This window comes from Deltaproteobacteria bacterium (genome assembly GCA_003194485.1).
Classification (GTDB): domain Bacteria; phylum Desulfobacterota; class Dissulfuribacteria; order Dissulfuribacterales; family UBA3076; genus UBA3076.
This window is the reverse complement of the sequence record PQXD01000017.1, coordinates 20,873-44,247: the sequence shown is the minus strand read 5'-3', so window position 1 is coordinate 44,247 and position 23,375 is coordinate 20,873. Positions and strand designations below refer to the sequence as shown.

Genomic DNA, 23,375 nt, shown 5'->3' with positions numbered 1-23,375 from the left:
ACATAAACAAATTCTATATTCTCTTACCGCTTGCGATACTCTTTTTGTTCCCATCGACAACTTTGGCAAAACAGATATCTTTTTTGGTGATTGATGCGGACACCTGCCTTGTCAACAAGGCAATCAAAGGGCTTCGGCTCCCCGACAATATCAAAGTCAGATTCTTCACTTATCATGATATCACGAGCGATAGTTCTGCAAGGGAGTTTATTGATGCTTCCGAGGTCATTATCTGTGATGTGATGCAGGGTGAACTGGGCAGGTATTTGATAGAAGATGTCAATATCAGGAGCAAGGACATATATGCCGTGAGAGGTTCCAGGAATGATGAGGCCCTTAAGAGACAAGGCATTATTTTTGACCCTGATATTCAGGAGTATTTCAGTAACCTCTGCGTAGCTAATATCCAAAACCTCATCTGCCGGGTGGCACATAAAGAGCTTGATTCATCCATCGCTTATGAGGAAGCCAGGAAGCTGCCGCGCCTTGGGATATACCATGCCGGTGCGGATGCGGTTTTCACAAGCCTTGAAGAATATCTTCATTGGTATGGAAATCGAAAAGAGTACATCAAAGACGCCCCATGGATAGGCATGATGCTTTTTTCATCTTCCCTCGTAGAGGGGCAGAAGGAGAAGGTCGATTACCTGATAAAGACGCTTGAGGATGAAGGATTCAACGTGGTTCCTGCCTTTGGCCGCGATTTTGACATTTTGACGTCGCTGTTTATGGATAAGAATCAACAGGCAAGAGTCGATCTGGTCTTGGCTTTTTCCCTCAAATTCTACTCGGCCTTAAACGACGATGTCCGGCGCGCCCTAATCAATCTGAACGTCCCGGTCTTTAATGCGATTAACCTTTACTCAAATACGATCGATGAATGGCGTGGTGATCCGACAGGAATCCCGCCCATGGACGTGGTCTGGACTGTTGCCAATCCGGAGATATCAGGCCTGATCGAATCCTCTGCTCTTACCGGCAAGGTAAGGCAATTAGACCAAGAGACCGGTAAGGTCCTGTTTGTTCACAGACCTATCAAGGAAAACATTGAGCTGCTCATCCCCAGGCTGAAGATGTGGGTTCAATTGAAGAAAAAAGAGAATAAGAACAAGAGGGTGGCCATCCTTTATTATAATCACGGCCAGGGGAAGCAGAATGTGGGCGCCAGCTATCTTAATGTATTCAGAAGTCTTGAGCTTATCCTCCAGCGCATGAAAAAAGGGGGGTATCGGGTCGCCATGGACAAGGATCTGAGCGAAGACGCTATCAAGGATCTGGTACTGAAGTACGGCAGGAATATAGGCAGCTGGGCCCCGGGGGAACTGGATAAGATGCTTGAGGGGAAAAAGGCCATCCGGCTCCCGGTAAAGACCTATCAGAAGTGGTTTTCCGGGCTCCCCGGAGATTTCAGGAAAAATGTCATTAAACAATGGGGAGAGGCAGAAGGCTCAACCATCATGATCAAGAACGGCGAATTCATCATTCCGGCAGTTATTCTTGGAAATGTCCTTATCATGCCGGAGCCTGTCCGCGGCTGGGGAGATGATCCTGTCAAGCTCTATCATGATCCCACGCTTTATCCACACCACCAGTACATCGCCGCCTATTTGTGGCTCAAACACGTCTTTCATGCCGATGCCATGATCCATCTGGGGACACATGCCACCCATGAATGGCTTCCCGGGAAACAGGCAGGGCTTTCGCCCTCCTGCCCACCGGAAGTCTTGATCACAGACATTCCCAACATCTATCCCTACATCGTGGATGACGTGGGAGAAGGGATCCAGGCCAAGCGCAGGGGCAGGGGGGTCATCATTGACCATTTGATCCCGGCGGTCAGGGAGGCAGGGCTCTATCATGAATACAGCCAATTATATGACATGATAAACAGCTACAACAGGGCTGTTTCTCTTGGAAGCCGGACAGCCGGGGGAAAGCTTGGAAAAATAGAAGATCTTGTCACAGACATGGGGCTCCTCAATGATCTTGGCATCACGGAGTTTGACGATAGTGTGCTCGAAGAGATCGAGCATTACCTGCTTGAGATCAGGGAAAACCTCATGCCCTATGGTATGCATACATTCGGCATATCGCCTGGAGGTGAGGCCTTACAGGATATGGTCAAGGCCATTTCAAAGCGCAACAGCCAGGCGAATGAAGAAAAAGTAAAAACAGGCCTTGTCGATTCCGGACCGAGGGAGATCGATTATCTCACCAAGGCCCTGAAAGGCGGCTACGTGCTATCAGGGGAAGGGAATGACCCGATAAGAAACATGGACGCAATACCAACTGGAAAAAACTTCTTTGGCTTCAACCCGGACAGGATCCCCTCTCAAGCGGCCTGGGAACTCGGCAAATACGCAGCCGGGAAGATCATCAGAAAGAGCCTGAGGGAAAAGAGGCGATATCCTGAAAAGGTGGCTGTTGTTCTTTGGGCCACCGAGACGATCCGGAACGAGGGGATCAACGAAAGCACAATACTCTATCTGATGGGCCTGAAGCCTACCTGGGACAAGGCCGGCCGGGTCACGGGCACAGAGGTGATCCCGGGCAGAAAGCTGGATCGGCCCCGGATCGATATCCTGATAAATCCGTCGGGCCTTTACCGGGACCTTTTCCCCAATATGCTGCTCCTTCTTGACAAGGCGGTCCGGAAGGCAGCCATCCAGACAGATATAGAAAACCTGATCAGCAGACATAATGCAGAGATCAAGACACGGCTGATAGCATCCGGCTCGGATGAAGAAAGGGCGGACACCCTTTCCAGGATCAGGATATTTACGGAGAAACCCGGATCGTATGGAACAGGGGTCTGCGAGATGACAGGAAATTCCGGTTTCTGGGAATCGGATGATGAGATCGTGAAGGTATATGAAAACCGGGTTGGCTATGCCTTTGGACAGGGAAAATGGGGAGAAGAGGCAAGGGAGATATTCAGGCAAAACCTTAAAGGAGTGGACGTGGCTGTCCATTCCATATCCTCCAACATCTATGGAGCAATGGATAATGACGACATGTTTCAGTATCTGGGAGGGCTTTCTCTGGCTGTCAAAAAAGAGAGTGGGCAGGTCCCCGATACCCTGATTACCATGCAGAGGATTTCGGACCGTGTAGAGGTGGAAGATGTAGCCAGGACCATCGGCCGCGAGCTTCGAACGCGTTATCTCAATCCCAAATGGATTGAGGGGATGAAGGAAGAAAAATATGCCGGTGCCCGGGAGATGTCGAACTTTGTGGAATACATGTGGGGCTGGCAGGTGACCGTGCCCTCCGCCATCGACAAGACCAAATGGGAGCAGACCTTTGATGTGTATGTAGAAGATAAATACGGTCTCGAAATGAAGGATTTCTTCAACAGGGAAAACCCCTGGGCCTATCAGTCCATTACCGCCCGCATGCTGGAATCGATCCGAAAGGGCTACTGGAATGCCGGTGAAAAGATCAAGAAAAGGCTTGCAGCAGAATACGCCCTTAATGTCATCGAGAAGGGTGTGGCATGCTGTGATCATACCTGCAATAATCCGGTACTCAACCAGATGGTGGTAAACATTATTTCCCTGCCGGGAGTCATGTCGCCTGAAATGGTCGAGAGGTTCAAGCTGGCCATCGAGCAGGCCGTGGGCAAGCAACTGGCCGAGCAGGTCAGGGCACGAAAGAGATTGCAGAAAAAACTGAATGAAGGGTTCACCAAAAGACTACAGTCATCAGATCAAAAGACCCTCAAGGCCGGTGAAGAATATCAGAAAAACACCTCAAAAGCAGGGACGGAGTCAGAAAGAGTGGAAGGATATAAGATGGAGGAGGTCAAGGCAAAAGATGACACCACTGACCTGCCGTCTTCCGGCGCACAATGGCTTGCGTCCCTGTTTGTTATTCTGATCCTGGGGCTGGTGGTCTTTGGTGTGAAAAAATACAGGTAGAAAACCTGACATCGCGTGCCCTTGACGTGAATCTTTCGGGAGATAATCATGCACTTTAAAAAGTACAGACGGCGAGGCAACCTTAAAGAACATCCTGCCATTGTTCTTACTGCCTTCGGCACGGCCCAAAGGGGCAAGGCTGTTTACCAGCTATTCGACAATTTAGTGCGCAGTGAGTTCAAAGATTACGATATTTCATGGGCCTATACATCCGAGATCATCAGGGAAAAGACAGGACATCCGGGGATCCTGCAAACCCTGGCATCCCTTGAACAACAAGGCTTTACCAGGGCCGCTGTCCAGCCGCTTCTGATCTTTCCGGGAACGGAATATGAGGTCCTTGCGGATTCATGCCGATCGTTTCCAGGTCTCAGAGTGCTTGTGGGGGAGATCCTGTTGCACCGGTGGCATTTTGTTGAAGAGGTATTGGATATCATTTCAAAGGATTTTATTTCTCCTGAAGAAGGAATCAACCTGCTCGTTGCACACGGCACACCACTCTCTGACGACTCAGCAAATATTGTTTACTTAGGGCTCGACCACCTCCTGTCCTGGAGATTCAGCAATGTCTATTTCTGTTCAATCGAAGGGATTCCTGGCAGCAAAGGTGTATTTGGTAAAATTGAACGAATTCTCTCTTCTTCTCATCCGGGTAAAACCGGGTTGAGAGCCCGCATCATACCGTTCATGTATGTTGCCGGGCTCCATGTAGAGCAGGACCTTTTGGGGAAACAAGACAGCTACAAAAGCCGTCTGGAAGAAATCGGTTTTTCCGTGGAATGCCTGACCGTTGAGTATCAAGAAGAACGATTTTATAAAGGGCTCGGTTTTTATGAAAAGACTCGAGAGCTATTTCTCGACAGGTTAAGACGTTCGCTGGATCTTATAAAGTTTTGCTGAGCCTGAATAAAACTTGGAATTGGAAATTAGAAATTTGGAAGAGGTCCGGCAATTTCGCAAGGGGCTCAGGAGTTGACATTTCGTGATAATTGTAGCACTTTTATATGATATGTGTTATTAAAGTTCCTCTTTCATTTAATATTCCTTATGGAGAAGGGATTGAATTATTTTTGTTCCTGTTGCCGAGGCATTGTTATGAGGCATCTTTTCTCGTTTTTTATCATGCTGACCGTAGTTGCTTTGCTGCAGCCTGAACCGGCATGGGCACGGGAAAAGATAGTGAGACTGGATATGAACAAGGATGGAAAGATAGACCGGATCGCCCTTTTTGACAGGCGCGGCAGGCTCATCAGGCTTGAGATAGACAGCAATGCCGATGAGTTCATGGATCGATTCCAGTATTACGAAAAAGGGCAGATCATAAGGGTCGAAATGGACACGGATCATGACCGGCGGATTGATTGCCGGGACTATTTTGAGGCAGGGAAAAGGACCAGGCATGAAAGGTTGTCAAACGACACCGGCGAGGTGACTCAAGTTATTCAATTTGATTCGCAGGAGCGTCCCCTGAAGATAAAAAAAGATACTACAGGAGACGGCCTGTTTGACAGCATTTATCATTTCAGGGAGGGGATGCTCTCCTCGTCCGCAAAAGATACGGACGGCGACGGCAAACCCAATATCTGGCAGACCTATAAGGATGATGAACTGTCACAGAGACGCGTGGATGGTGATGGGGACGGCCGTTATGACATCATGACCGTGTTCAGGCACGGCAGACCCCACTATCAGGAGAGAGACTCAAACCTTGATGGGGAAAAGGATGTTTTTATCCATTTTGATGCAGACGGCCATGCTGAAAGCATGGAGGAAGACACCAGGCATACCGGCCGGATTGACAGGATCAGTACCTTTCATGCAGGTCTGCCGGTCAGGGTAATCTACGATGCTGACGGTGACGGATTCAAGGAGACCGTTACGCTGTTTGAAGAGGGAAGGGCCTGTCGCCAGACAGAGGATCTTAATCGGGACGGAAGGCCGGATGTAACGATTTATTTTAATGCCGGGGAAGAAAAGGAGCGGGTCGAAATGGATACGGATCTCAACGGCAGGATCGACACATGGGAATATTATAAGGATGGACTGCTTGCAAGGGTGGAAAAAGACGACGAAGGTAACGGGAAGATCAGCTCAAAGATCTTTTACAGGAATGAAAAGAAATACCGGCTTGTCAGGGACGAGGACAATGACGGCCGCTTTGAGATCACCCAGTGGTTCGACAGGTCTCCATGGTCCATGGTGATGGAGGTGGATGCCGATAGAGATAAGAATCCGGAGGGTCGCTGTTATTATAAAAAGAACGTCTTGAGGCTCAGGGAGATTGATGAGGACGGTGACGGCAATCCGGACCTGAGGGAACATTTCGATGCTGAAGGAAAGCTGGTCAAGAGCCAGGAAAGGCATGAGGCCGTTGATCGCCTGGACATCACCTGGTTCTACAACCAGGACGGAGAGGCAATCCGGGCCGAAGAGGATCATTCGGGAGATGGCCGTGTGGATACCTGGTACCACTATCAAAATGGAAGACTGACCGCTGTTGAGGTAGACACAAATGCAGACGGAAAGCCTGATCAATGGGAGGAATACGATGGGTCGGAGGCAATGGTGAGACGTTCGATAGATCTCAATTTTGATGGCAGACCGGATATTATTGAAGATGAAACAGGCAAGGGGGTGTAAGTATGATCGATTTTCTTGCAAAAGGCGGCATTCTTGTAGGACCGATCCTTCTGTGCTCCGTGGTTGCCCTGGCTATCTTCCTGGAGAGATTGATACATTTTTCCAGGGTACGCATCCGGGATTTTGGACTGGTGAAAAAGGTGGCCGGGTATGTGCGGGATGGTGAGCCTGCCCGGGCCATTGATCTTGCAAGAAGGAGCGAATCCCCCATGGCGCGTATCCTGGCAAGTGCCTTGGAGGTCATGGATCATGACCGGGAGACCTTTGAGACAGTGGTTGTCCACTCCACAGGGGAGGAAGTCAGGGAGCTTTCCCGCTATCTCCAGGTCCTTGCCACCATTGGCAGTATTGCTCCGTTGCTCGGTCTGCTGGGGACTGTTATCGGCATGATCAAGGCCTTTATGGTCATTCAGCAGATGGGAGGCAAGGTCAATGCCGCTGTACTTGCGGGCGGCATCTGGGAGGCCATGCTGACCACGGCCCTGGGCCTTGCAGTAGCGCTTCCCACCATGGTGGCCCACAGCTATCTCGTGTCCCGCGTGGACAAGTATGAGGCCCGGCTACAGGACGGGATGGTGACCTTTATCAAGACAGCCATCAAGGCCACCGGGAGGTAACCTGATCATGATTGTTCATCCCAAAAGAAGGGCCCGTATGGGAGTCCAGGTTCCCCTGACCTCTCTGATTGATATCGTGTTTCTCCTTTTGATCTATTTTCTCCTCACTACTAATTTTATGGTTGAAGAGGGGATCAAGGTCAAGCTCCCCCAGGCCAAGGCCTCGACACCGCAGACCGAGGAGGTGATTACCGTCTATGTGGATCGGCAGGGAAGGGCATTTCTTGGAACCAGGGAGGTCTCCATGCCTGCGCTCTTTGACGGGCTCAAGGAGATGATCGGTGGCAAGGAAGACAAACTGGTCGTTGTCAGGGCTGACCGGGCCGTAATCCTCAATAAGGCCGTAAAGGTCATGGATGTGGCCAAGGCGGCAGGGGCTGGACGGCTGTGTCTGGCGACCGAAAAGGAATTTTGATTCCGCTGAAAAAACCCAATCTGCGGCGTTGCTTCAATTTCCTCGTCATTGCGACGTACGCTAAGTACGCCTCACTTCTCGGAAATCTCGTGCCTTGCATCTCGGGTTTTTTGAGCGGAATCACATTTCAGACTTTTTGTAATGTAATCAATTTTAGGTTTAAAGAGTGAAATCCCGGTCAACAAAAAGAAGTCCCAACCGGCTCTTGCACGGTCTGTTGTGCGTGTCCCTTTTAATACATCTTGTCCTGTTTTTGCATATTTCCAAACTCTATAGTTCAAACACCCTTACTTACATCGAGTTGACACTTCAAAATATATCAAAAGTTCCCAAAAGGAGTATCCCCAGGCCGCGCCACAGACCCGAGCCCCCTGATCGGCCACAGGAGATAAAAAAGCTGAGAGTAACCCAGCTTATCCCACACCTGAAACCGATAAAACTTGAGCCGGTAGAGAAAGACCTGCCGGACGGCCTTGTGGAGGGAATCAGCATGCCGGATATCCAGGATGTTCCCGGCCCGGACATCTCAGACTGGATCCCGGATCAATCCGCCTGCGATTACACAACAACCGACAGCTATCTGGAAATGGTACGGCTCAGAATAGAAAAATATAAGAGATATCCTGAAAGTGCCAAGGTCAGACAAATAGAGGGGAGTGTGACCGTACGCTTTATAATTCGGCCTGAAGGAGATATAAGGTCGGCCGAGGTCGTAAAGACGTCAGGTAACAGGGTCCTGGATGGAGCAGCGCTCACGGCAGTGAAGGAAGCTGCCCCATTTCCAAAAGCGCCTGCACATCTTTTTAAGGGAGATATCCCCCTGGAGCTCACCATAGTGTTTGAGCTTACGTGAGTATCAAGATCTGCCCCAAGCCCATCCATCAGAAAAATTGATCATCCAAAAGGTTGACATTTTCTGCCAATAGTAGTACTTTTTTAAAATTCGTAGCAAGATTTGCCTTCAGCGTAGATATCCCGAAAAAATAGACTGCACAACACCAGGTGATATCCGGATTTGACGCTTCAAGGCAGGTGTCGTGCAGTATGGCTATTACTGTATCTAAAATAGGAGAGGAGAAAAGAAGAGTGAAGTTGAAAGGAAAATGGAAACAGTTTTGGAACGTTTTTCTTGTGAACGGACTTGCCTTTATCATGGTCGCGATCTCAATTCCTGGATTGGCTGGGGAAAAGGAACCGAAGCCGATTGATATTGGGACCATCACAGTGATGGCCCCGCAGCCGGGCGTTGAGATAACAACCGAGAGGACCATCATTAACCTGGATAAATTCGAAAGGCCTGGTGATGTTAGGACGCTGACAGACGTGCTGACCGAAATCGGCGGGATCGACGTGCAGCGCAGCAATCCGCTAATGGCCAGCCCGGGCGATGAGGTATCCATCCGTGGCCTCAACGAAGGGCGTATGGTCATAGAGATCGACGGTCGCAGGATCAACCATACAGGCCATTACGGCAGGTACATTGTTGACTGGTCCACGTTGAACCTGGATGATATCGAGTGCATTGAAATCATCCGGGGCGGACATTCGGTGCTTCATCCTTTTGCCATCGGTGGCGTGATCAACATGATTACGAAAAAGGGAAAAAAGACGGATGACCCCAAACCTGATGTGAGTTTCAAGGGGGGCTATGGAAGGTATGATACCTATAATGTGTCAGGTTCTGTTGACGGGGGTGTCGGCAATATCGTGGGTTACCATTTTTCAGCAAGTAGAGGAGGCACGGATGGTTATCTCAGAAACGACTTTCAGAGAGTGGATAACCTTAACGGGCATTTGAGCTTTTTTCTTCCTCATGACGCCACTTTCACTGCAGGTGCCAAGTATTCCGATGTCGACTATGGCTTCCCGGTTATCAATGATCCGAATGATCCTGATCCGGGTGTAGCTGCCCGCTATGATGACGACTATCCCAAATTTAAGAAGTCTGCAGACCAGCTGAGGCACCTCAACTGGCCTCAGTTGCCCACAACAGGTTCACTGCGTCCGGAGTGGAAAAAACATACCTCCTATCTGGATGTCATCTTTCAGATGCCCCTGGGGCCGGGTATTGTAAATGTCCATGGGTTTTGGACCGAGGGCAGGCGCTGGACCAGCAGTTATGGCAAAGGCGCCTCAATGGAAGACCCGGAGAAAAAATTTAAAAAAGACGACTTTGTTGATGACAGGACAAAGGGGATAATCTGCGAGTACCGGGACATCGACCTGTTCGACTCCCACAGCGTGACGGCAGGGACCGAGTACCAGGAACTGGGCTGGCCGGACAAGGACCCCATCATCTACAATGTCAAATCAGCCTATATCCAGGATGTTATTCACCTCGGTGACCGGTGGACCCTTACCCCCGGCATTCGTTACTATGATGTCGATATGGATGTCTATTACGGCTGGTGGGAAATGGGCTACGATTCCCAGCCTCCCGGATGGCCGTTCAGTGCTGATAATTCGGGCAAAACGGATAACGACGACGGCTTTTATCCAAGCCTGAAGGTCGATTTCCAGGCCACCCCGGAGACGGCCCTCTATGCCGCAGTGAGTCGCTCTTACCGGCTCCCGTGTCCCTGAGACTATTACTGGTGGGCGCGGTGCGCGTCCAGAGAGAATTCTAGATTGGACCCTGAATCGGCATGGGAATATGAGCTTGGGATCATACAGGATTTCAAATTTCTGACCGTCAGGGCCGCTGGCTGGTATTATGACATTGATGATTTTATCAATGATAACGGCATTACCATTCCCCCTTCAGAAGGGTCGGGTGCAGGGACTGACTGCCTTTGCAATATTGACCATGTCAAACTCTACGGTGGAGAACTGGAAGCCACAATCAAGCTGGGTGACCGTTTCCGGGCCACGGCGGCCTATGTGTATCAAAGACACAGCGTAAATGACACTGGCTACGAACACGGATGGACGTATTATCTTCCAGACCTTCTGGCCAGAAATAAGGTCAAGCTGCTTGCTCGCTATATGGTCTGGGAGGATGGATGGTTCCAGTTGAGTTCCCGATACGTTGATGCGCGTAAGTCTCAAAGGGGTGAAGGGATGAGTCCTTACATAACCGTGGATGTGGGATTTGAGCAGAAGTTCAGGTTTGATCAGATGGAATACGTGGTCAGTATCTTTTGCAACAATGTAACAGGCGAGGATTACGAAGAGATAGCGGGTTATGAAATGCCGGAGTATGTCTGGGGATTCCAGGTCGGTGTAAAGTTTTAGGAGATAAATCCATGAAAAAAATGAGAAGGCTTGTCCTCCTTGTGGTGGTTGTTGTGGCTATAGCCGGATCGCTTTGTTGGGCTTCCCAGGCTGCAGCCTGGGGCCGCGGTCACTTATATGTGATTGGAACCGGTCCGGCCGGGCCCGGGACAGCCACACTGCAGGCCCTGAATACGATCAGGCAAATGGACGTTATTGTGGCCCCGGATAGGCATGTGAAACTCTTTGCCGAGTATGTGGGCAATAAGCCTATCCTGTTTGATCCATGGACAGGGATTTGGGACTACAAGGGGAAGAAACAAGATGAACTAAGCAAGGAGGAATTTGCCTGTTTCAAGGTAGAACGCTTTCGGATAAGGGATGAGAGGGTGGAAAAGATCAAGAACCTCTTGGGAGAAGGTAAAGACGTAGGGCTGCTCGACTCCGGTAATCCCTGTCTTTACGGTCCCAGCCACTGGTACGCGGAACAGTTCGATCGGCAGGACGTGGTCATCATCCCTGGTATGGGATGCGACGCGGCAGCCATGGCAGCCTTGGGGAAAAGCACGATCCCGGCGCACGGCACCCGCTTTGTTATACAGTCAGCGCCTTTTTCCCTAATGGGTTGGAATATGCAAGATCGCCAAATACTCAAGGACCTGGCGAAATATGATTCAACAATGGTCTTTTACATGGCCCTATGGAAGCCACGAGAGTTATTCGCTGCGCTTCAGGAAGTCCTCCCGCCGGATATGCCGTGTGCCGTGGTCTACTGGGCCGGGTATCCCGATCGAGAGCGCATCTTGCGCGGTACGGTGGCTGACATGGGAGAAAAGCTCGCAAAAGACAAGGAAAGATTCATGGGCCTGTTGTTTATCGGGCGTTTTATGCAAGGCAAGCCCTATGAGTCGGCCATGAAACATATGCAGAAACATCTGGAATAAAGGCTTGAAACATTCTCAAGGGCCTCTTAAGTGAAATCTCCCCAAGCTGACAAGAGAAGCTTTGGGGGATTTGCAGTTGATGAATATGTTTAAGGAGATATCTCATGATTAAGAATACGTTTTTATTGTTATTGCTGTTGCCGTTTTGTTTTTCAGCGTCTCTTGCCCAGGCACACTCCTTGTGGCTCAACATTGATGATGATCAACCGGAGGTGGGGCAAAAGGTTCGGATTGAGATCGGCTGGGGACACAAATTCCCAAAAGATGAGGTGATCAAGGAGGGGTATCTGAATGAGGTCTATGCCCTGGATTCAAAAGGCACCAGGATTCCCCTGAAGCAGGTATCCCCAACTGAATTTGAATTCGTCCCCGCAGCACAAGGTTGCTATGCGATACTGGCAAATATCCATCCCGGCTTTCTGAGCAAGACGACAGAGGGGTACAAACTTCAGCCCAAAAGGGGCCTGGAGAACGTGGTTTCCTGCTTCCGTTACGACATAAGGGCCAAGGCTCTCATAAATGTGGGCGACAGGGGAAAGATGCCTGACCAGCCTGTTGGCGATCTTTTGGAAATCATTCCGTTGAAAGATGGAGGACATCTGAAGCAGGGTGAGATATTGCCCGTGAAGATTATTTATGATGGTAAAGCCCTTGCGTCCGTTGATGTCCGTGCTACTTATGCAGGTTTTTCAGACCAGCCGGATAGTTTTGCCATTACCACGAAGACGGACAAGGATGGAACGGCCTGCATCAAGCTGTTGGAAAAGGGAAACTGGTTGGTGAATGTCATGTACGAAGTGCCTTACCCTGACAAAGAGGAGTGTGACAATTACCGCTACAACTACTCTTTCACGTTTGTAGTACAGTGAGCCGCTTGCAAAACCCAAGATTTCTTGTCTTATTCACTACGGGGCACATCCAGACGATCCTTTTCCGGGTTGGATACAGCAGCAGCTCGTTTAGTGTCGAGCATCCTGACGATCTTGTTCATCCTGTCTCAAAAATGGAAATTCCTATACTATCAAGATATTTTTGATGAGGAAAAATTTGAGCGATAGTGACCTGAAAAGAGAAATTGGTTTCTTTTCAGCCACCATTTTGGTAATCGCCAACATGGTAGGAACCGGGATATTTACTACCTCAGGGTTCACTATAGAAGAGCTCGGCGATCCTCAAGCCATGCTTCTTTGCTGGTTCGTCGGGGGCGTATTTGCCCTGTGTGGTGCCCTTTGTTATGGGGAGCTCGGCGCCATGTTCCCCCGCGCGGGCGGGGAGTATGTGTTCCTGCGGGAGAGTTTTGGCAAGGGAATGGGCTTCCTTTCCGGCTGGGTATCTTTGATCGTGGGTTTTTCAGCTCCTATTGCAGCAGCTTCTATTGCCTTTGCCACCTATCTATTTTGCTCATTTTCACTTCCTCTTGGTCCAGAAATGACTCTCCCTTTCTTAGGCGTCAACATCGTTGCCATATCGCCACAGAGTGTGGTGGCTGTCGGTGTGATCATTATCTTTTCGCTGGTTCATTATCACAGCCTCTTGATGGGGAGCAGGGTTCAGAATGCATTGACTGCCTTTAAGGTTGGTATTGTCGTTGTATTTGTTGTAGCTGGGCTTTTTCTGGGTCATGGTTCAACAGGCAATTTCTCTGGAGGTCTGGACATGGGATCAGCCTTCCAAGACAAATTTGCCATCTCCCTGATATTTGTCTCATTTGCTTACAGTGGATGGAATGCTGCAGCTTATATCGGGGGGGAGATCAGAAAGCCAGGCAGAAACATACCACTCGCTCTGTTTGCCGGGACATTTATTGTTATGTGTCTCTATCTGCTCTTGAACGTTGTGTATATTTACGCACTTCCTGCAGGGGAGATGAGCGGGGTCCTCGAAGTCGGGGAAAATGCTGCGGCCTCTTTGTTCGGCGGTCATGTCAGTAAATACTTTGCCGGAGCTATTGCCATAGGACTTCTATCTGTTTTAAGCGCCATGATTATGACCGGACCAAGGGTATATTATGCCATGTCAAGAGATGGCATCTTCTTTGGGCTTTTTGGTAAGGTGAACAAGGTTCACAGGACACCCGCATATTCCATCTTTCTGCAGGCAGCCATTGCCATTTTTATGGTTATCACGGCGTCGTTTGACAAGCTTCTCTTATACATCGGTTTTACCCTGTCATTGTTTGCCATGCTGACTGTGGTGGGGATGATCCTGCTCAGGATAAGACAACCTGCGCTCACGAGAAATTATAAGACCGTAGGATACCCCGTGACCCCATTTCTGTTCGTGATAGGCAATCTCTGGATTATATATTTTTCCTTAAAGAGCAGACCAGTAACCTCGTTGTTCGGGTTGGCAACAATTGGTTTGGGTCTGTTAGCCTATTTCTACTTTGATAAGAGGGAAAAGCAATATAATGATGTATAAAGTTGCATAATGTAACGGGTGTGGATATGAATGCAGCAGAGGCTTTGCGGTCTATCCGGTACGATCTAATGGAATATATCCAGAAGAAGGTGAGGGTGGATTTCGACAACGCCCTACAGATGCCTGTTCATTTTACCCTTGGAGGAAAAAAGCACATTGTTCACGAGACTCTTGGTCGTTTCAGAACTCAGGCAAAGGGTCATATCAATGGTTTTCTGGTCAAAGCGGATAATGATGAAGTCTATTTTCTCTACTTCCAGCGGTGCGATAGGAATCAAAGGAGTCCTTTTAACAGAGGTTTTTGGGTCCTGAGCTTTCGAATTTTAGGCGATAGGGAATTGATGGCGCTTTATCGGGAGGAGAGAAAGATGCTGGCCAACAATATGACGCTCAAGAAAGTCGTTGACTTCCACGGCCACCTGTGCCCTGAGTTGGTGATTGGCTGTAAGGCCTGTGAATATGCCCGGAGACTGCTTTCTGTGAACGGGAACCTGGAGGGGGAAATTTCGGTAATTGCGGAAAATTGCACATCTGCCCTGGATGCCATCCAGGTCTTGCTTGGGGTTACACTGGGGAGTCAACGTTTGAAAGTCTTCGATTTTGGCAGGCACAACTATACATTCTTATTGAAGAACGGACAGAATGGCTTGAGGCTGTCATTGAAGGAGCAACACTATGGTGATGAGAATGAATACCGGACACTTGAGCAAAAGATCATGAAAGATCAGGTGTCACTGGACGAGGTGGTGCAGTTTCAACAGCTTCTGGACAGCCGGGTGAAGAGATTGCTTTCTTCTCTCCCTGAAGATCTTTTTAACGTGAGGCGGGAAAGAACGAGAGAGAGTTTGAAGAAAAGATTATATCTGAACCGCTTTGGGTCAGAAAAAGACATCAACTAGAGAGGTGTTTGTTTGAATCAAGATAACCCTGAACATATTCCTTTACAGCCGCATCCAGATCCATACAGGTATGTGAACATCCGGCGGATCGTAGTTTTGCCATATCAGCACATGTGTAGTACTGGTATTTTTCTTTCAGTTCATCAGGCATGGGGATGTACTCAATGTTAAGGGGCCTGCCGACTGCTTGAAACAAAGAAGCCGCCACCTCGTTCCACGACCGGGCAGCACCCGAGCCGATATTGAAAATGCCGTTTATTCTTGGGTTATCCAGAAAAAAGAGGGTCATATCAACCGCATCCTTAACATAGATGAAGTCGCGAAGCTGTTCCCCGTCCTTATATTCGTCACGGTATGACTTAAAAAGCCGGATTTTCCCTTCATCACGCACAAGCGGATAGGCTTTATTTATGAGGCTTCTCATATCTCCTTTGTGGTATTCATTAGGCCCGAAGACATTGAAATATTTCAGCCCTGCAATATGTGGCAGCCATCCTTTGCGAAGGGCAAGGAGATCAAACATGTGCTTTGAATACGCATACATATTGAGCGGACGAAGAAGGTGTAATTCATCCTCTGTATCACGATAGCCCTGCTCACCCTCTCCATAGGTGGCAGCGCTGGAGGCATATATAAACCTGCAGGTGCGGTGTTTTTCCTGCCATGTGGCAAGACGGGCCGTATACCGGTAATTGTTTTCAATAAGATAATCAGCATTTGTCTCGGTTGTGGAAGAGCAGGCGCCCAGATGGAAAATGGCACTGATACTGTTTCCGAAATATCCGGCTTCAAGTCTTTCAATGAAGTCGGATTTGTCGAAATAATCGGAAAAGCAAAGGGAAACAAGGTTTTTCCACTTTTCCGTTTTACCCAGGTGATCTACAACAACAATATCATCAATACCGCGCTTGTTGAGTCGCCATACAAGCGCGCTTCCAATAAAACCGGCACCACCTGTCACAATAATCATATCTTATCCTCCGATTTGAGTGTTCTGTCTTGAATATATATGTTTTCATGCTTTTGAAGCGTTGCTTCTGCCACTCTGCACCCAGCACAGTCAGAAATCTATACTGTATTCATGGCTGCGTGCAACTATAAATGCCTGAATTGCGAAAAGTTGACATTTATGGCAATTGTGTTATTTTAATAAAATTCGTAGCAAAATTTGCCTTTAAAGGAGATATCCCAAAAGAATAGCCTGCACAACATCAGGTGATATCCGGCTTTGACGCTTCAAGCCAGGTGTCGTGCAGCATGGCTATCACTGTATTTAAAATATGAGAGGAGAAAAAGAGGAGTAAGTCGAAGGGGAAATGGAAACAGTTTTGGGTCTGTTAGCCTATTTCTGCTTTGACAAGAGGAAAAAGCATATAGTGAAATGTAAACAACTAATAATGTTTTTGGGCGTTATCTTTTTACTGCCTGGTGTGATTTACGCCCACGGCGTAAGGGGCATGGCAGGTGCCGGAGGTATGGTGGTCACGGCCCAGTATGACACCGGTGAACCAATGAGTTACGCCAAGGTAAACATTTCCGCCCCGGGCGCAAAGCTCTCCTTTCAATCAGGAAGAACGGACAGGAACGGCCGATTCTGTTTCTTTCCCGATGTGGCAGGCGATTGGAAGGTTGTGGTAGATGATGAAATAGGACACCGTCTGGAAGTTACTGTGCCGGTTGATGAGACTATGGCGTTGCGGGCAGACCAGCAGCCCGGAGAGGGCGCTGTAAGTTCCTGTAGCAGATATCAAAAGGCCGTAATGGGTGTCTCCATCATTTTTGGGCTTTTCGGGACTATTCTGGGATGGAAGGGCTACAAAAAATTGAAGTGAAGTGAGAGTGAGTGACAGGAAATCGCTTTCCAGGGATTAGGGGGGCAAGTTGATCAGGAACCGGTGAATTGTGGGCCCAAAATCTCCTCAGACTCCATTTCTACCAATTCCTATGACATGAAAATCGTGTATCACGATTGGGATCGGGCTGCCAAGAGATCAAATAGAGTTTTTTGAGCTGAGTTAAGGGGAAAAGAGCCTCAGCCGACCGCTTTCAGCACAAATTACCCCGTTTGGCTGCCTCGGCGCCTTTTTCAGTGAAAGGTTATCCAGCCAGTCCAAATATCCATGGGCGCAGAATGTGGCTCTAATTGGTTTGCTGAAACGTATCAAGGGCCGCTGGGCGTGTCTGCCTCTTGCCCACCGGTTCTATCTACCGAAAAAAAGCGATTGCGTCCAAATCAGATAACATGGCTATCCCTGGTGAAGCAACCTTGTTTCAGGCAAAGCCGGAACAGGCGACCGAGATGTTGGCTCAATTGGCCGATCATTTTGCCGGTATGCCAATAGCAGATCACGCAAGTATGGAGCACGACTGGGCACGTGTGCTGAAATGGCAGCAAGGCTCAAAACAAAGGCATCATGCCGTCGCGTATTTCTTTATGGGCGTTACCGCGACGTGATGGCTACTACAAATGTGGTCATGCTCAAAACCCTTAAACACGAATTATGCAGCAGTCAAGTTTGCCAAAGATGCGAGGCGGGTGGAATGCACCTTTTGGGTGAACATTCCAAACTGGACAATACACCATAACTTACTGATTTTTCTATTTATTCCTTATTGTTCGGTGTTTGAAGTGCATAATTTGGGTTAAATGCCCTGTCAGGGTAGTCTGGGTCTTTCGTAAAACACAATGGATTGCCCTCTTTTCTACTGACCTGGACTTGTCCATTGAACAGATCATCGGGTACTATGGTGCGAGGTGGAAAATCGAATCCGGTTTCAAGGAAATCAAACAGGAGATTGGCAGCAGCAAGAGCCAGACCCGTAATGCCCATGCAGTGATCAACCGCGTCAACTTTTCCATGATGGCAGCTACCGTTACCTGGATCTATGGGGCACGACTGGAAAACATCCCCGAACGTAGGCATAAAGTCAGAGGACGCAACAGTTTTGCATTCTCGGATCTGAGACACATTACTGACGAGGCCGCCCTGAGTGAAAATTTTGATGCCGTTTGTGGCAATTACCTCAAAGCACTGAAAAAATCTTTCGTGGATACTTTGCTACGCATGGTTGCTTGAATCTACATGGTATAATTTCGGTGAAACTTCAGGTTTTAGTCCAGACAGCCTAAAGAATATTTACTTTAGCGACATTGATTGAAGAAGGAGGTAAACTATATTTGGGAGTGTTTACAAGATCATCGAACTGGTGGGAACAAGTGATGTATCCTGGGAGGAGGCTGCAAAGAATGCCATTGAAACTGCGGACAAGTCCCTCAGGGATCTGAGAATTGCAGAGGTCAAGAAACTTGATATGAAGATCGAGGACGGAAAGGTTATAGCTTACCGTGTCAGGATCAGCCTGTCTTTCAAGTATCATTCCGGCTAAATAAGATGAGATGATTTGCACTTTCGTGTTCAGGTAATTTTTTATGGATATAGTAATCGGAGGTAGTGGCTTAATTGGTCATCACCTGGTGAGGGAGTTAATGCGTCACGGGAGAGAGGTGAAGGTCTTTGACCTCCATCCTTTTCCGGCGGATGAAAAAATAGCTCCTTCCGAAACCGTATTGGGCAATATCCTGGACTATCGAGCGTTATTTAATGCCATAAAGGGATGCGAACGGGTCTTTCATCTTGCGGCCAACCCATATCTCTGGGATCAACACCCCGAGATCTTTGATCAAGTCAATCGCCAAGGGACCGAGAATGTCGTTCGGGCCGCAAAACAGGCCGACGTGCAGCGTTTGGTCTACACCGGCACGGAGTCGATCCTTGCACCACGTCACCATAAGGGATTCATCACCGAGGAGACCAAGGTTTCTCTCGATGACATGATCGGACCTTACTGCCGTGCCAAGTTTCTGGCCGAGCAGTCGGTATTCCAGGCTGCCAAGGAAGGATTCCCTGCGGTTGTGGTGAGCCCTACTATGCCCATCGGTCCCGGTGACCGGAATCTGACGCCACCCGGGCGCATGATCTCAAGATTTCTCCAGGGGAAAATCCCCGGCTTTATTGATTGCACCTTAAATTTCGTGGATGTAAGGGATGCGGCCTTAGGTCATCACCTGGCTGCGGAAAAGGGTGAACCAGGCCGCAGGCATATATTATCAGGTCACAATCTTACCCTGGCTGAGCTTTTTTCCCTCCTGAGCCAGGCGAGCGGCAAGCCTGTTCCCAGGCTCAAGGTCCCTTATCCTATAGCGCTGGCCGGAAGCTACATCGAAGAGTGGATATGTAAGCTAACCGGGAGGATACCCGAGAGCTCCGTGACAGGAGTCAAGCTCTGCCGTCGTTCTCTTGCCTTTAATGGAAGCAAGACCTGGCAGCTATTTGGCCATACGCCCCGTCCGATAGAGGAGTCCGTTCGTGATGCAGTGCGTTGGCATCAAGCCAGGCTGTCCAGGGCAGCAGAGACCATGTAGGTATAAAGAGTATCTGTAATCAATCTGTGGTCTCTTCATACCAGCTACAAGAGCTCTCAAAAAACGTCCAGCTCCTTAAGCCTATCTATTAAGGAGTCGTTTTCTGATCTGGATCTGAGGCTGATTCTGACGTACTCGCCTTCAAGGCCTGCAAAGTTCGCGCAGTTCCTGATGAGGATGCCGACCTTCATGAGGTTTTCCTTGACGTAAGCAGCTGTCCATGGCTCCAGGACCTGGATCAGCATAAAGTGCGTATTCCCCTCTATGGGTCTTAACAGGGAAAATTCAACAAGATTTGACAAAAGACGTGACTTTTCTTTCCTGCAGTAGTCCCTTACATCCTGCTCATAATTTGTTTGATCGACGAGATATTCACCTGCAATCTGGGCAAGACGGCTTACTGCCCAAGGCCTGGCCCCGGAGGCCAGCTCCCCGATCAGATCGTCTGCACCTGCTGCGTAGCCGAGCCTGAGACCCGGTACCCTGTAAATCTTGGAGAAGGAACGAAGAATTATGAGGTTTGGCGGGAGCTTTTCTGAAATCAGAGAACTTTCAAGGTCAGGCGCCACAAATGGTGCATAGGATTCATCCACCACCCATGTAGCTTTCCTGCATTGGGATATGACCTGTTGTAATTCATTTATGGAGATAAAGCGTCCTGTAGGATTGTTCGGGTTGCAGAGATACACCAGAGACCGGCCTTCGGCAGCCTGTGAAAGCGACTCGAGTATCTCCGCATTGAAAGATGGTTCTGCATGGGGCCAGGGACCCAATGTCTCAATACGGCACGAGGCCGATCTTGCTGCATCGGCATAGTCGGAATAGGTGGGCAATGGGACCACAACTTTATCGGGTCTTAATACCCTGGGAAGGCTGTAGATCCACTCCGTAGTCCCCGCTCCAACAAGGAACTGCTCTGAAGGCAGCCCGTATCTCCCTGCCAGGGACTTCCGAAGCCCCGAACTGTCCACTTCCGGCAGGCAGCAAATCTCATCCAGGTGTGATACGAGTGACTCCATGAGACCTTCAGGCGGAGGAAGCGGGCTGACATTGCTGCTGAAATCAAGGATATTGCCTGGTGACGTCCCAAGCTCCCTTGCCAGGGAATAGATATCCCCTCCGTGACCATATATCATTGATATCTGCCTTCCCTGAACTATCGGAATTAAATTAGAAATATCGGCGGATACCGGAACTGGAAATTCGAAATTAGGTAATGCATCTACATTTTTTGTTTTCCCCAATTTCAAGTTTCAAGTTTCACTGCCAAAATATCTTAGGCATTCTTGCCGACATCCGCCCTGAGTTCCAGGAGTTTCTGATAAACCAGTTCCAGGAACTCCGTCATCGGGCCGTGCTTGTTTTCTCCTGATTGTGCGTATGCCTTGGCTATTTCAAGGGCCTGTCGCAGGCATTCTTCTTTGACGCAGATTTCAAGCTTCATTGTTAATTACCTCCTCTTTAAGATCCTGATTCAAGCGAACCAGAAAGCCGGGCAACTCCGACTTCAGCTTCTCAAGGGCCTTGCCCCTGTGACTCAGGCTGTTCTTTTCCTCTGCTGAAAGCTGGGCCATTGTACAATTAAGAGAAGGAAGATAGAAGACCGGGTCATATCCAAACCCCCTGTCTCCTATAGATTTTTCGGTAATCTCACCTTCACATTTACCCTCAGTGCTTATCCACCGGCCGGATGGATGATAGACTACGATCACACAGCTGAAGTGGGCACTTCTTTTACCTGCAGGTACTCCCTCGAGATCAGCCAGGAGCTTTTCGTTGTTTGAGGCATCAGAGGCATTCTCTCCTGAGTAGCGGGCAGAGTAGACGCCAGGGGCCCCGTCAAGTGCATCTACCTCGAGTCCGGAATCGTCGGCAAGGGCCATTATCCCGGTGGCCTCTGCAATGACCTTGGCCTTCTTAAAGGCATTCTCCATGAAGGTCTTGCCGTCTTCTACCACATGTGGTGCGTTTTCTGCTTCATCCAGAGACATGATGTCAATATCGAGATCGGAAAGAAGCGCCTGGATTTCCTTCAACTTGTCTTTGTTGCGGGTGGCAAGAATCAATTTCCTTTTCATGCAACTTAACTTTCTATGGTATTAACAGCAGCTAATTACTTCTCTCCGGCAGCCGCCGGAAAGTATAGAAGGTAAATATCCGGTGAACCCGTGGTCCATTCCGCAAACCGTTCACTGGAAGGGGATATTTCTTTTCACTTCACACTTCAGCCCCTTGTTTTCTTAAGGCCTTTGACATGGGGGATGTCCTGCCCCCTCTGCATTCGCCTTACGCTGCGCTTAAGGCGATGCAGTTTCCCCCACAGCAAAAGCCGAGAAAACTACGGGGGCTTCCGTTAAACTGTTCAAAGAAATATCCCCTGCCAGTAAACGGTTGCCATCCGTGCCCTGCCGCAGGAGCGGTTTGCCTTTTGCAGGGTTTCGATCGCGGGCCGGATTGCACTGCCTCTCCGGTCCGCAATGAGTGAGCTTTGAAACCCGGAAAAAGGTAACCGCTTCAAGGCAGAATATAACGGGTTCACCGGATATTTACTATAGAAGTTATGTGTTGACAGCTTTACTGACATGCTGCCGCACCGGGCCAAACTCCAGGGACACGGCATTAGATGGACAGACGGAAAAGCATCTGAGGCATCTGATGCAGGCAGCCGAATTCATGTCATCAAGACCATTATAAAAAGATATGTCGGAAGGACATATGCTCAGACATGCCCTGCACTGTACACACCGGTCAGGATGAAAGTGCAGCTGCAGCCAGCTCACTTTGTTGAAAAGGCCGTAGATGGCCCCAATGGGACAGATTGCCCGGCAGAAGGGACGGGATGTAAAAGTACACCAGATCAAGAGGAGTATCAATAAGATGAACTTGTATGCAAACAGCCAGCCTGCAGCACGACGTAGCCCCTGATCCAGACAGAGCAGAGGGAGACCGGCCTCAAGCGTTCCTGCCGGACAGACATACTTGCAGAACCAGACGGAGCCGTAACCTGATGAGTCCACAACAAGCAAAGGAAGCAAGACCACGAAAATTATAAGAAAGACATAAGGCCCCCTTCTGAGTGGCCTCCAGAATGAAAGTTTGGGAACAGGAAGGGCAAACAGCCACTTCTGCAACAGGCCGAAGGGGCAAATCCAGCCACAGGGCATCCGGCCTGCAACAGAACCTATCAGACCAAGACTCCCCAAAACATATGCCCCCGGATGGATCTGCATTGTCTGAACACCCGGCCGCAGGGTTGCCATAAAATTCTGAAAGGCGCCAAGGGGACAGGACATGGTGGCAGCGGGACAAGAGTAACAATTCAGCCCAGGAAAACAGATTTTCTTAAATGGCCCCTGATATATAGGGCTTCTCCACGGGAAAAGCCAGTAAGCGTTGGCCAGCAAAAGGAAGATATACTGACTTTTTCTGCGCAGACGTTCCATTTAGCCTATTCCGATACAGCTAAGGCATATAGTAATGGCCTTATGCCATACTACAGGCACCTCGCCTGACCGGATTCCCAGTACCAGGAGTGCAATAAAGGCGATTGTGGTAAAGAGAGGCAGATATCGCTTCATCAAAGCCTTTCTTTGACCGATCGGGTCTTCTGGCCCAGATGGACCTCTTTGTCCCGGCGGTCATCTATCTTTATAACCGTGTATACGCGTTTCGCCCCGTGAGAAAAAGTGCTTTCATGTAAGGCCTTTGCAGCAGCAAGGAGCTGATCAATATCTCCCTCGATTATTGTCCCCATGTCCGTGAGCTCATATGGAAGCTCGTGCTCTGCGAGCAGCCTCTGTATGTTTACCACAAATTCTCCCACACTTGTGGATCCGGTTCCCAGAGGAGAGACGTTTATATCCATCAGTGCCATGATGATATC

At 49.1% G+C, this 23,375-nt stretch carries 22 protein-coding genes; 17 read left to right on the top strand and 5 right to left on the bottom strand.

Annotated elements, in window-relative coordinates:
- The first annotated feature begins 2 nt into the window (after window positions 1-2).
- From C4B57_09460 to C4B57_09405, 12 genes are all read left to right on the top strand, one after another.
- Window positions 3-3,920: a magnesium chelatase gene (locus tag C4B57_09460; protein PXF53513.1), complete on the top strand. Its 3,918-nt coding sequence runs from the start codon at window positions 3-5 to the stop codon at window positions 3,918-3,920.
- 48 nt (window positions 3,921-3,968) lie between these two features.
- Window positions 3,969-4,820 carry a cobalamin biosynthesis protein CbiK gene (locus tag C4B57_09455; protein ID PXF53499.1) on the top strand — a complete coding sequence of 284 codons (852 nt, stop codon included), beginning with the start codon at window positions 3,969-3,971 and terminating at the stop codon, window positions 4,818-4,820.
- 195 nt (window positions 4,821-5,015) lie between these two features.
- Window positions 5,016-6,560: a hypothetical protein gene (locus tag C4B57_09450; protein ID PXF53498.1), complete on the top strand. Its 1,545-nt coding sequence runs from the start codon at window positions 5,016-5,018 to the stop codon at window positions 6,558-6,560.
- 2 nt (window positions 6,561-6,562) lie between these two features.
- Entirely contained in the window at window positions 6,563-7,177 is a 615-nt protein-coding gene (locus tag C4B57_09445) for a MotA/TolQ/ExbB proton channel family protein (protein ID PXF53497.1), read from the top strand.
- 7 nt (window positions 7,178-7,184) lie between these two features.
- Window positions 7,185-7,592, top strand: coding sequence for a biopolymer transporter ExbD (locus C4B57_09440; protein PXF53496.1), 408 nt, complete (start codon window positions 7,185-7,187; stop codon window positions 7,590-7,592).
- Window positions 7,593-7,815: 223 nt separating this feature from the next.
- Window positions 7,816-8,445 carry a hypothetical protein gene (locus C4B57_09435; GenBank protein PXF53495.1) on the top strand — a complete coding sequence of 210 codons (630 nt, stop codon included), beginning with the start codon at window positions 7,816-7,818 and terminating at the stop codon, window positions 8,443-8,445.
- Between the two features lie 191 nt (window positions 8,446-8,636).
- Entirely contained in the window at window positions 8,637-10,175 is a 1,539-nt protein-coding gene (locus C4B57_09430; protein ID PXF53494.1) for a hypothetical protein, read from the top strand.
- Between the two features lie 45 nt (window positions 10,176-10,220).
- Window positions 10,221-10,826 (top strand): hypothetical protein, encoded by a 606-nt coding sequence (locus tag C4B57_09425; protein ID PXF53493.1) that lies wholly within the window; start codon window positions 10,221-10,223, stop codon window positions 10,824-10,826.
- An 11-nt stretch (window positions 10,827-10,837) separates the two neighbouring features.
- Window positions 10,838-11,749 carry a tetrapyrrole methylase gene (locus tag C4B57_09420; GenBank protein ID PXF53492.1) on the top strand — a complete coding sequence of 304 codons (912 nt, stop codon included), beginning with the start codon at window positions 10,838-10,840 and terminating at the stop codon, window positions 11,747-11,749.
- 104 nt (window positions 11,750-11,853) lie between these two features.
- Window positions 11,854-12,618, top strand: a complete 765-nt coding sequence (locus C4B57_09415; GenBank protein PXF53491.1) for a hypothetical protein — start codon at window positions 11,854-11,856, stop codon at window positions 12,616-12,618.
- Between the two features lie 166 nt (window positions 12,619-12,784).
- A complete protein-coding gene (locus C4B57_09410; GenBank protein PXF53490.1) occupies window positions 12,785-14,170 on the top strand; it encodes an amino acid permease in 1,386 nt (461 codons plus the stop codon).
- A gap of 26 nt (window positions 14,171-14,196) precedes the next feature.
- Entirely contained in the window at window positions 14,197-15,069 is an 873-nt protein-coding gene (locus C4B57_09405) for a hypothetical protein (protein ID PXF53489.1), read from the top strand.
- Here the strand turns inward: C4B57_09405 and rfaD are convergent.
- Window positions 15,062-16,039: an ADP-glyceromanno-heptose 6-epimerase gene (rfaD, locus tag C4B57_09400; GenBank protein PXF53488.1), complete on the bottom strand. Its 978-nt coding sequence runs from the start codon at window positions 16,037-16,039 to the stop codon at window positions 15,062-15,064. The genes C4B57_09405 and rfaD overlap by 8 nt on opposite strands.
- A 346-nt stretch (window positions 16,040-16,385) precedes the next feature.
- Here rfaD and C4B57_09395 point away from each other — a divergent pair, with 346 nt between their 5' ends.
- From C4B57_09395 to C4B57_09375, 5 genes are all read left to right on the top strand, one after another.
- Window positions 16,386-16,901, top strand: a complete 516-nt coding sequence (locus tag C4B57_09395) for a hypothetical protein (protein ID PXF53487.1) — start codon at window positions 16,386-16,388, stop codon at window positions 16,899-16,901.
- Window positions 16,902-17,257: 356 nt separating this feature from the next.
- The gene (locus tag C4B57_09390) at window positions 17,258-17,524 is read left to right on the top strand and encodes a hypothetical protein (GenBank protein PXF53486.1); all 267 of its coding nucleotides are present in this window, start codon (window positions 17,258-17,260) and stop codon (window positions 17,522-17,524) included.
- A gap of 379 nt (window positions 17,525-17,903) precedes the next feature.
- On the top strand, window positions 17,904-18,146 hold the full coding sequence (locus C4B57_09385; GenBank protein ID PXF53512.1) for a hypothetical protein: 243 nt from the start codon (window positions 17,904-17,906) through the stop codon (window positions 18,144-18,146).
- Between the two features lie 97 nt (window positions 18,147-18,243).
- Window positions 18,244-18,456: a transporter gene (locus C4B57_09380; protein ID PXF53485.1), complete on the top strand. Its 213-nt coding sequence runs from the start codon at window positions 18,244-18,246 to the stop codon at window positions 18,454-18,456.
- A gap of 43 nt (window positions 18,457-18,499) precedes the next feature.
- Window positions 18,500-19,492 (top strand): NAD-dependent dehydratase, encoded by a 993-nt coding sequence (locus C4B57_09375; protein PXF53484.1) that lies wholly within the window; start codon window positions 18,500-18,502, stop codon window positions 19,490-19,492.
- A 56-nt stretch (window positions 19,493-19,548) separates the two neighbouring features.
- Here C4B57_09375 and C4B57_09370 read toward each other — a convergent pair whose 3' ends face one another.
- The 4 genes from C4B57_09370 to C4B57_09355 form a co-directional block, all read right to left on the bottom strand.
- Window positions 19,549-20,628, bottom strand: a complete 1,080-nt coding sequence (locus C4B57_09370; GenBank protein ID PXF53483.1) for a hypothetical protein — start codon at window positions 20,626-20,628, stop codon at window positions 19,549-19,551.
- A 297-nt stretch (window positions 20,629-20,925) separates the two neighbouring features.
- The gene (locus tag C4B57_09365; GenBank protein PXF53482.1) at window positions 20,926-21,570 is read right to left on the bottom strand and encodes a non-canonical purine NTP pyrophosphatase; all 645 of its coding nucleotides are present in this window, start codon (window positions 21,568-21,570) and stop codon (window positions 20,926-20,928) included.
- 480 nt (window positions 21,571-22,050) lie between these two features.
- On the bottom strand, window positions 22,051-22,935 hold the full coding sequence (locus C4B57_09360; GenBank protein ID PXF53481.1) for a (4Fe-4S)-binding protein: 885 nt from the start codon (window positions 22,933-22,935) through the stop codon (window positions 22,051-22,053).
- A gap of 134 nt (window positions 22,936-23,069) precedes the next feature.
- The gene (locus tag C4B57_09355; protein PXF53480.1) at window positions 23,070-23,366 is read right to left on the bottom strand and encodes a hypothetical protein; all 297 of its coding nucleotides are present in this window, start codon (window positions 23,364-23,366) and stop codon (window positions 23,070-23,072) included.
- Between the last annotated feature and the right edge of the window lie 9 nt (window positions 23,367-23,375).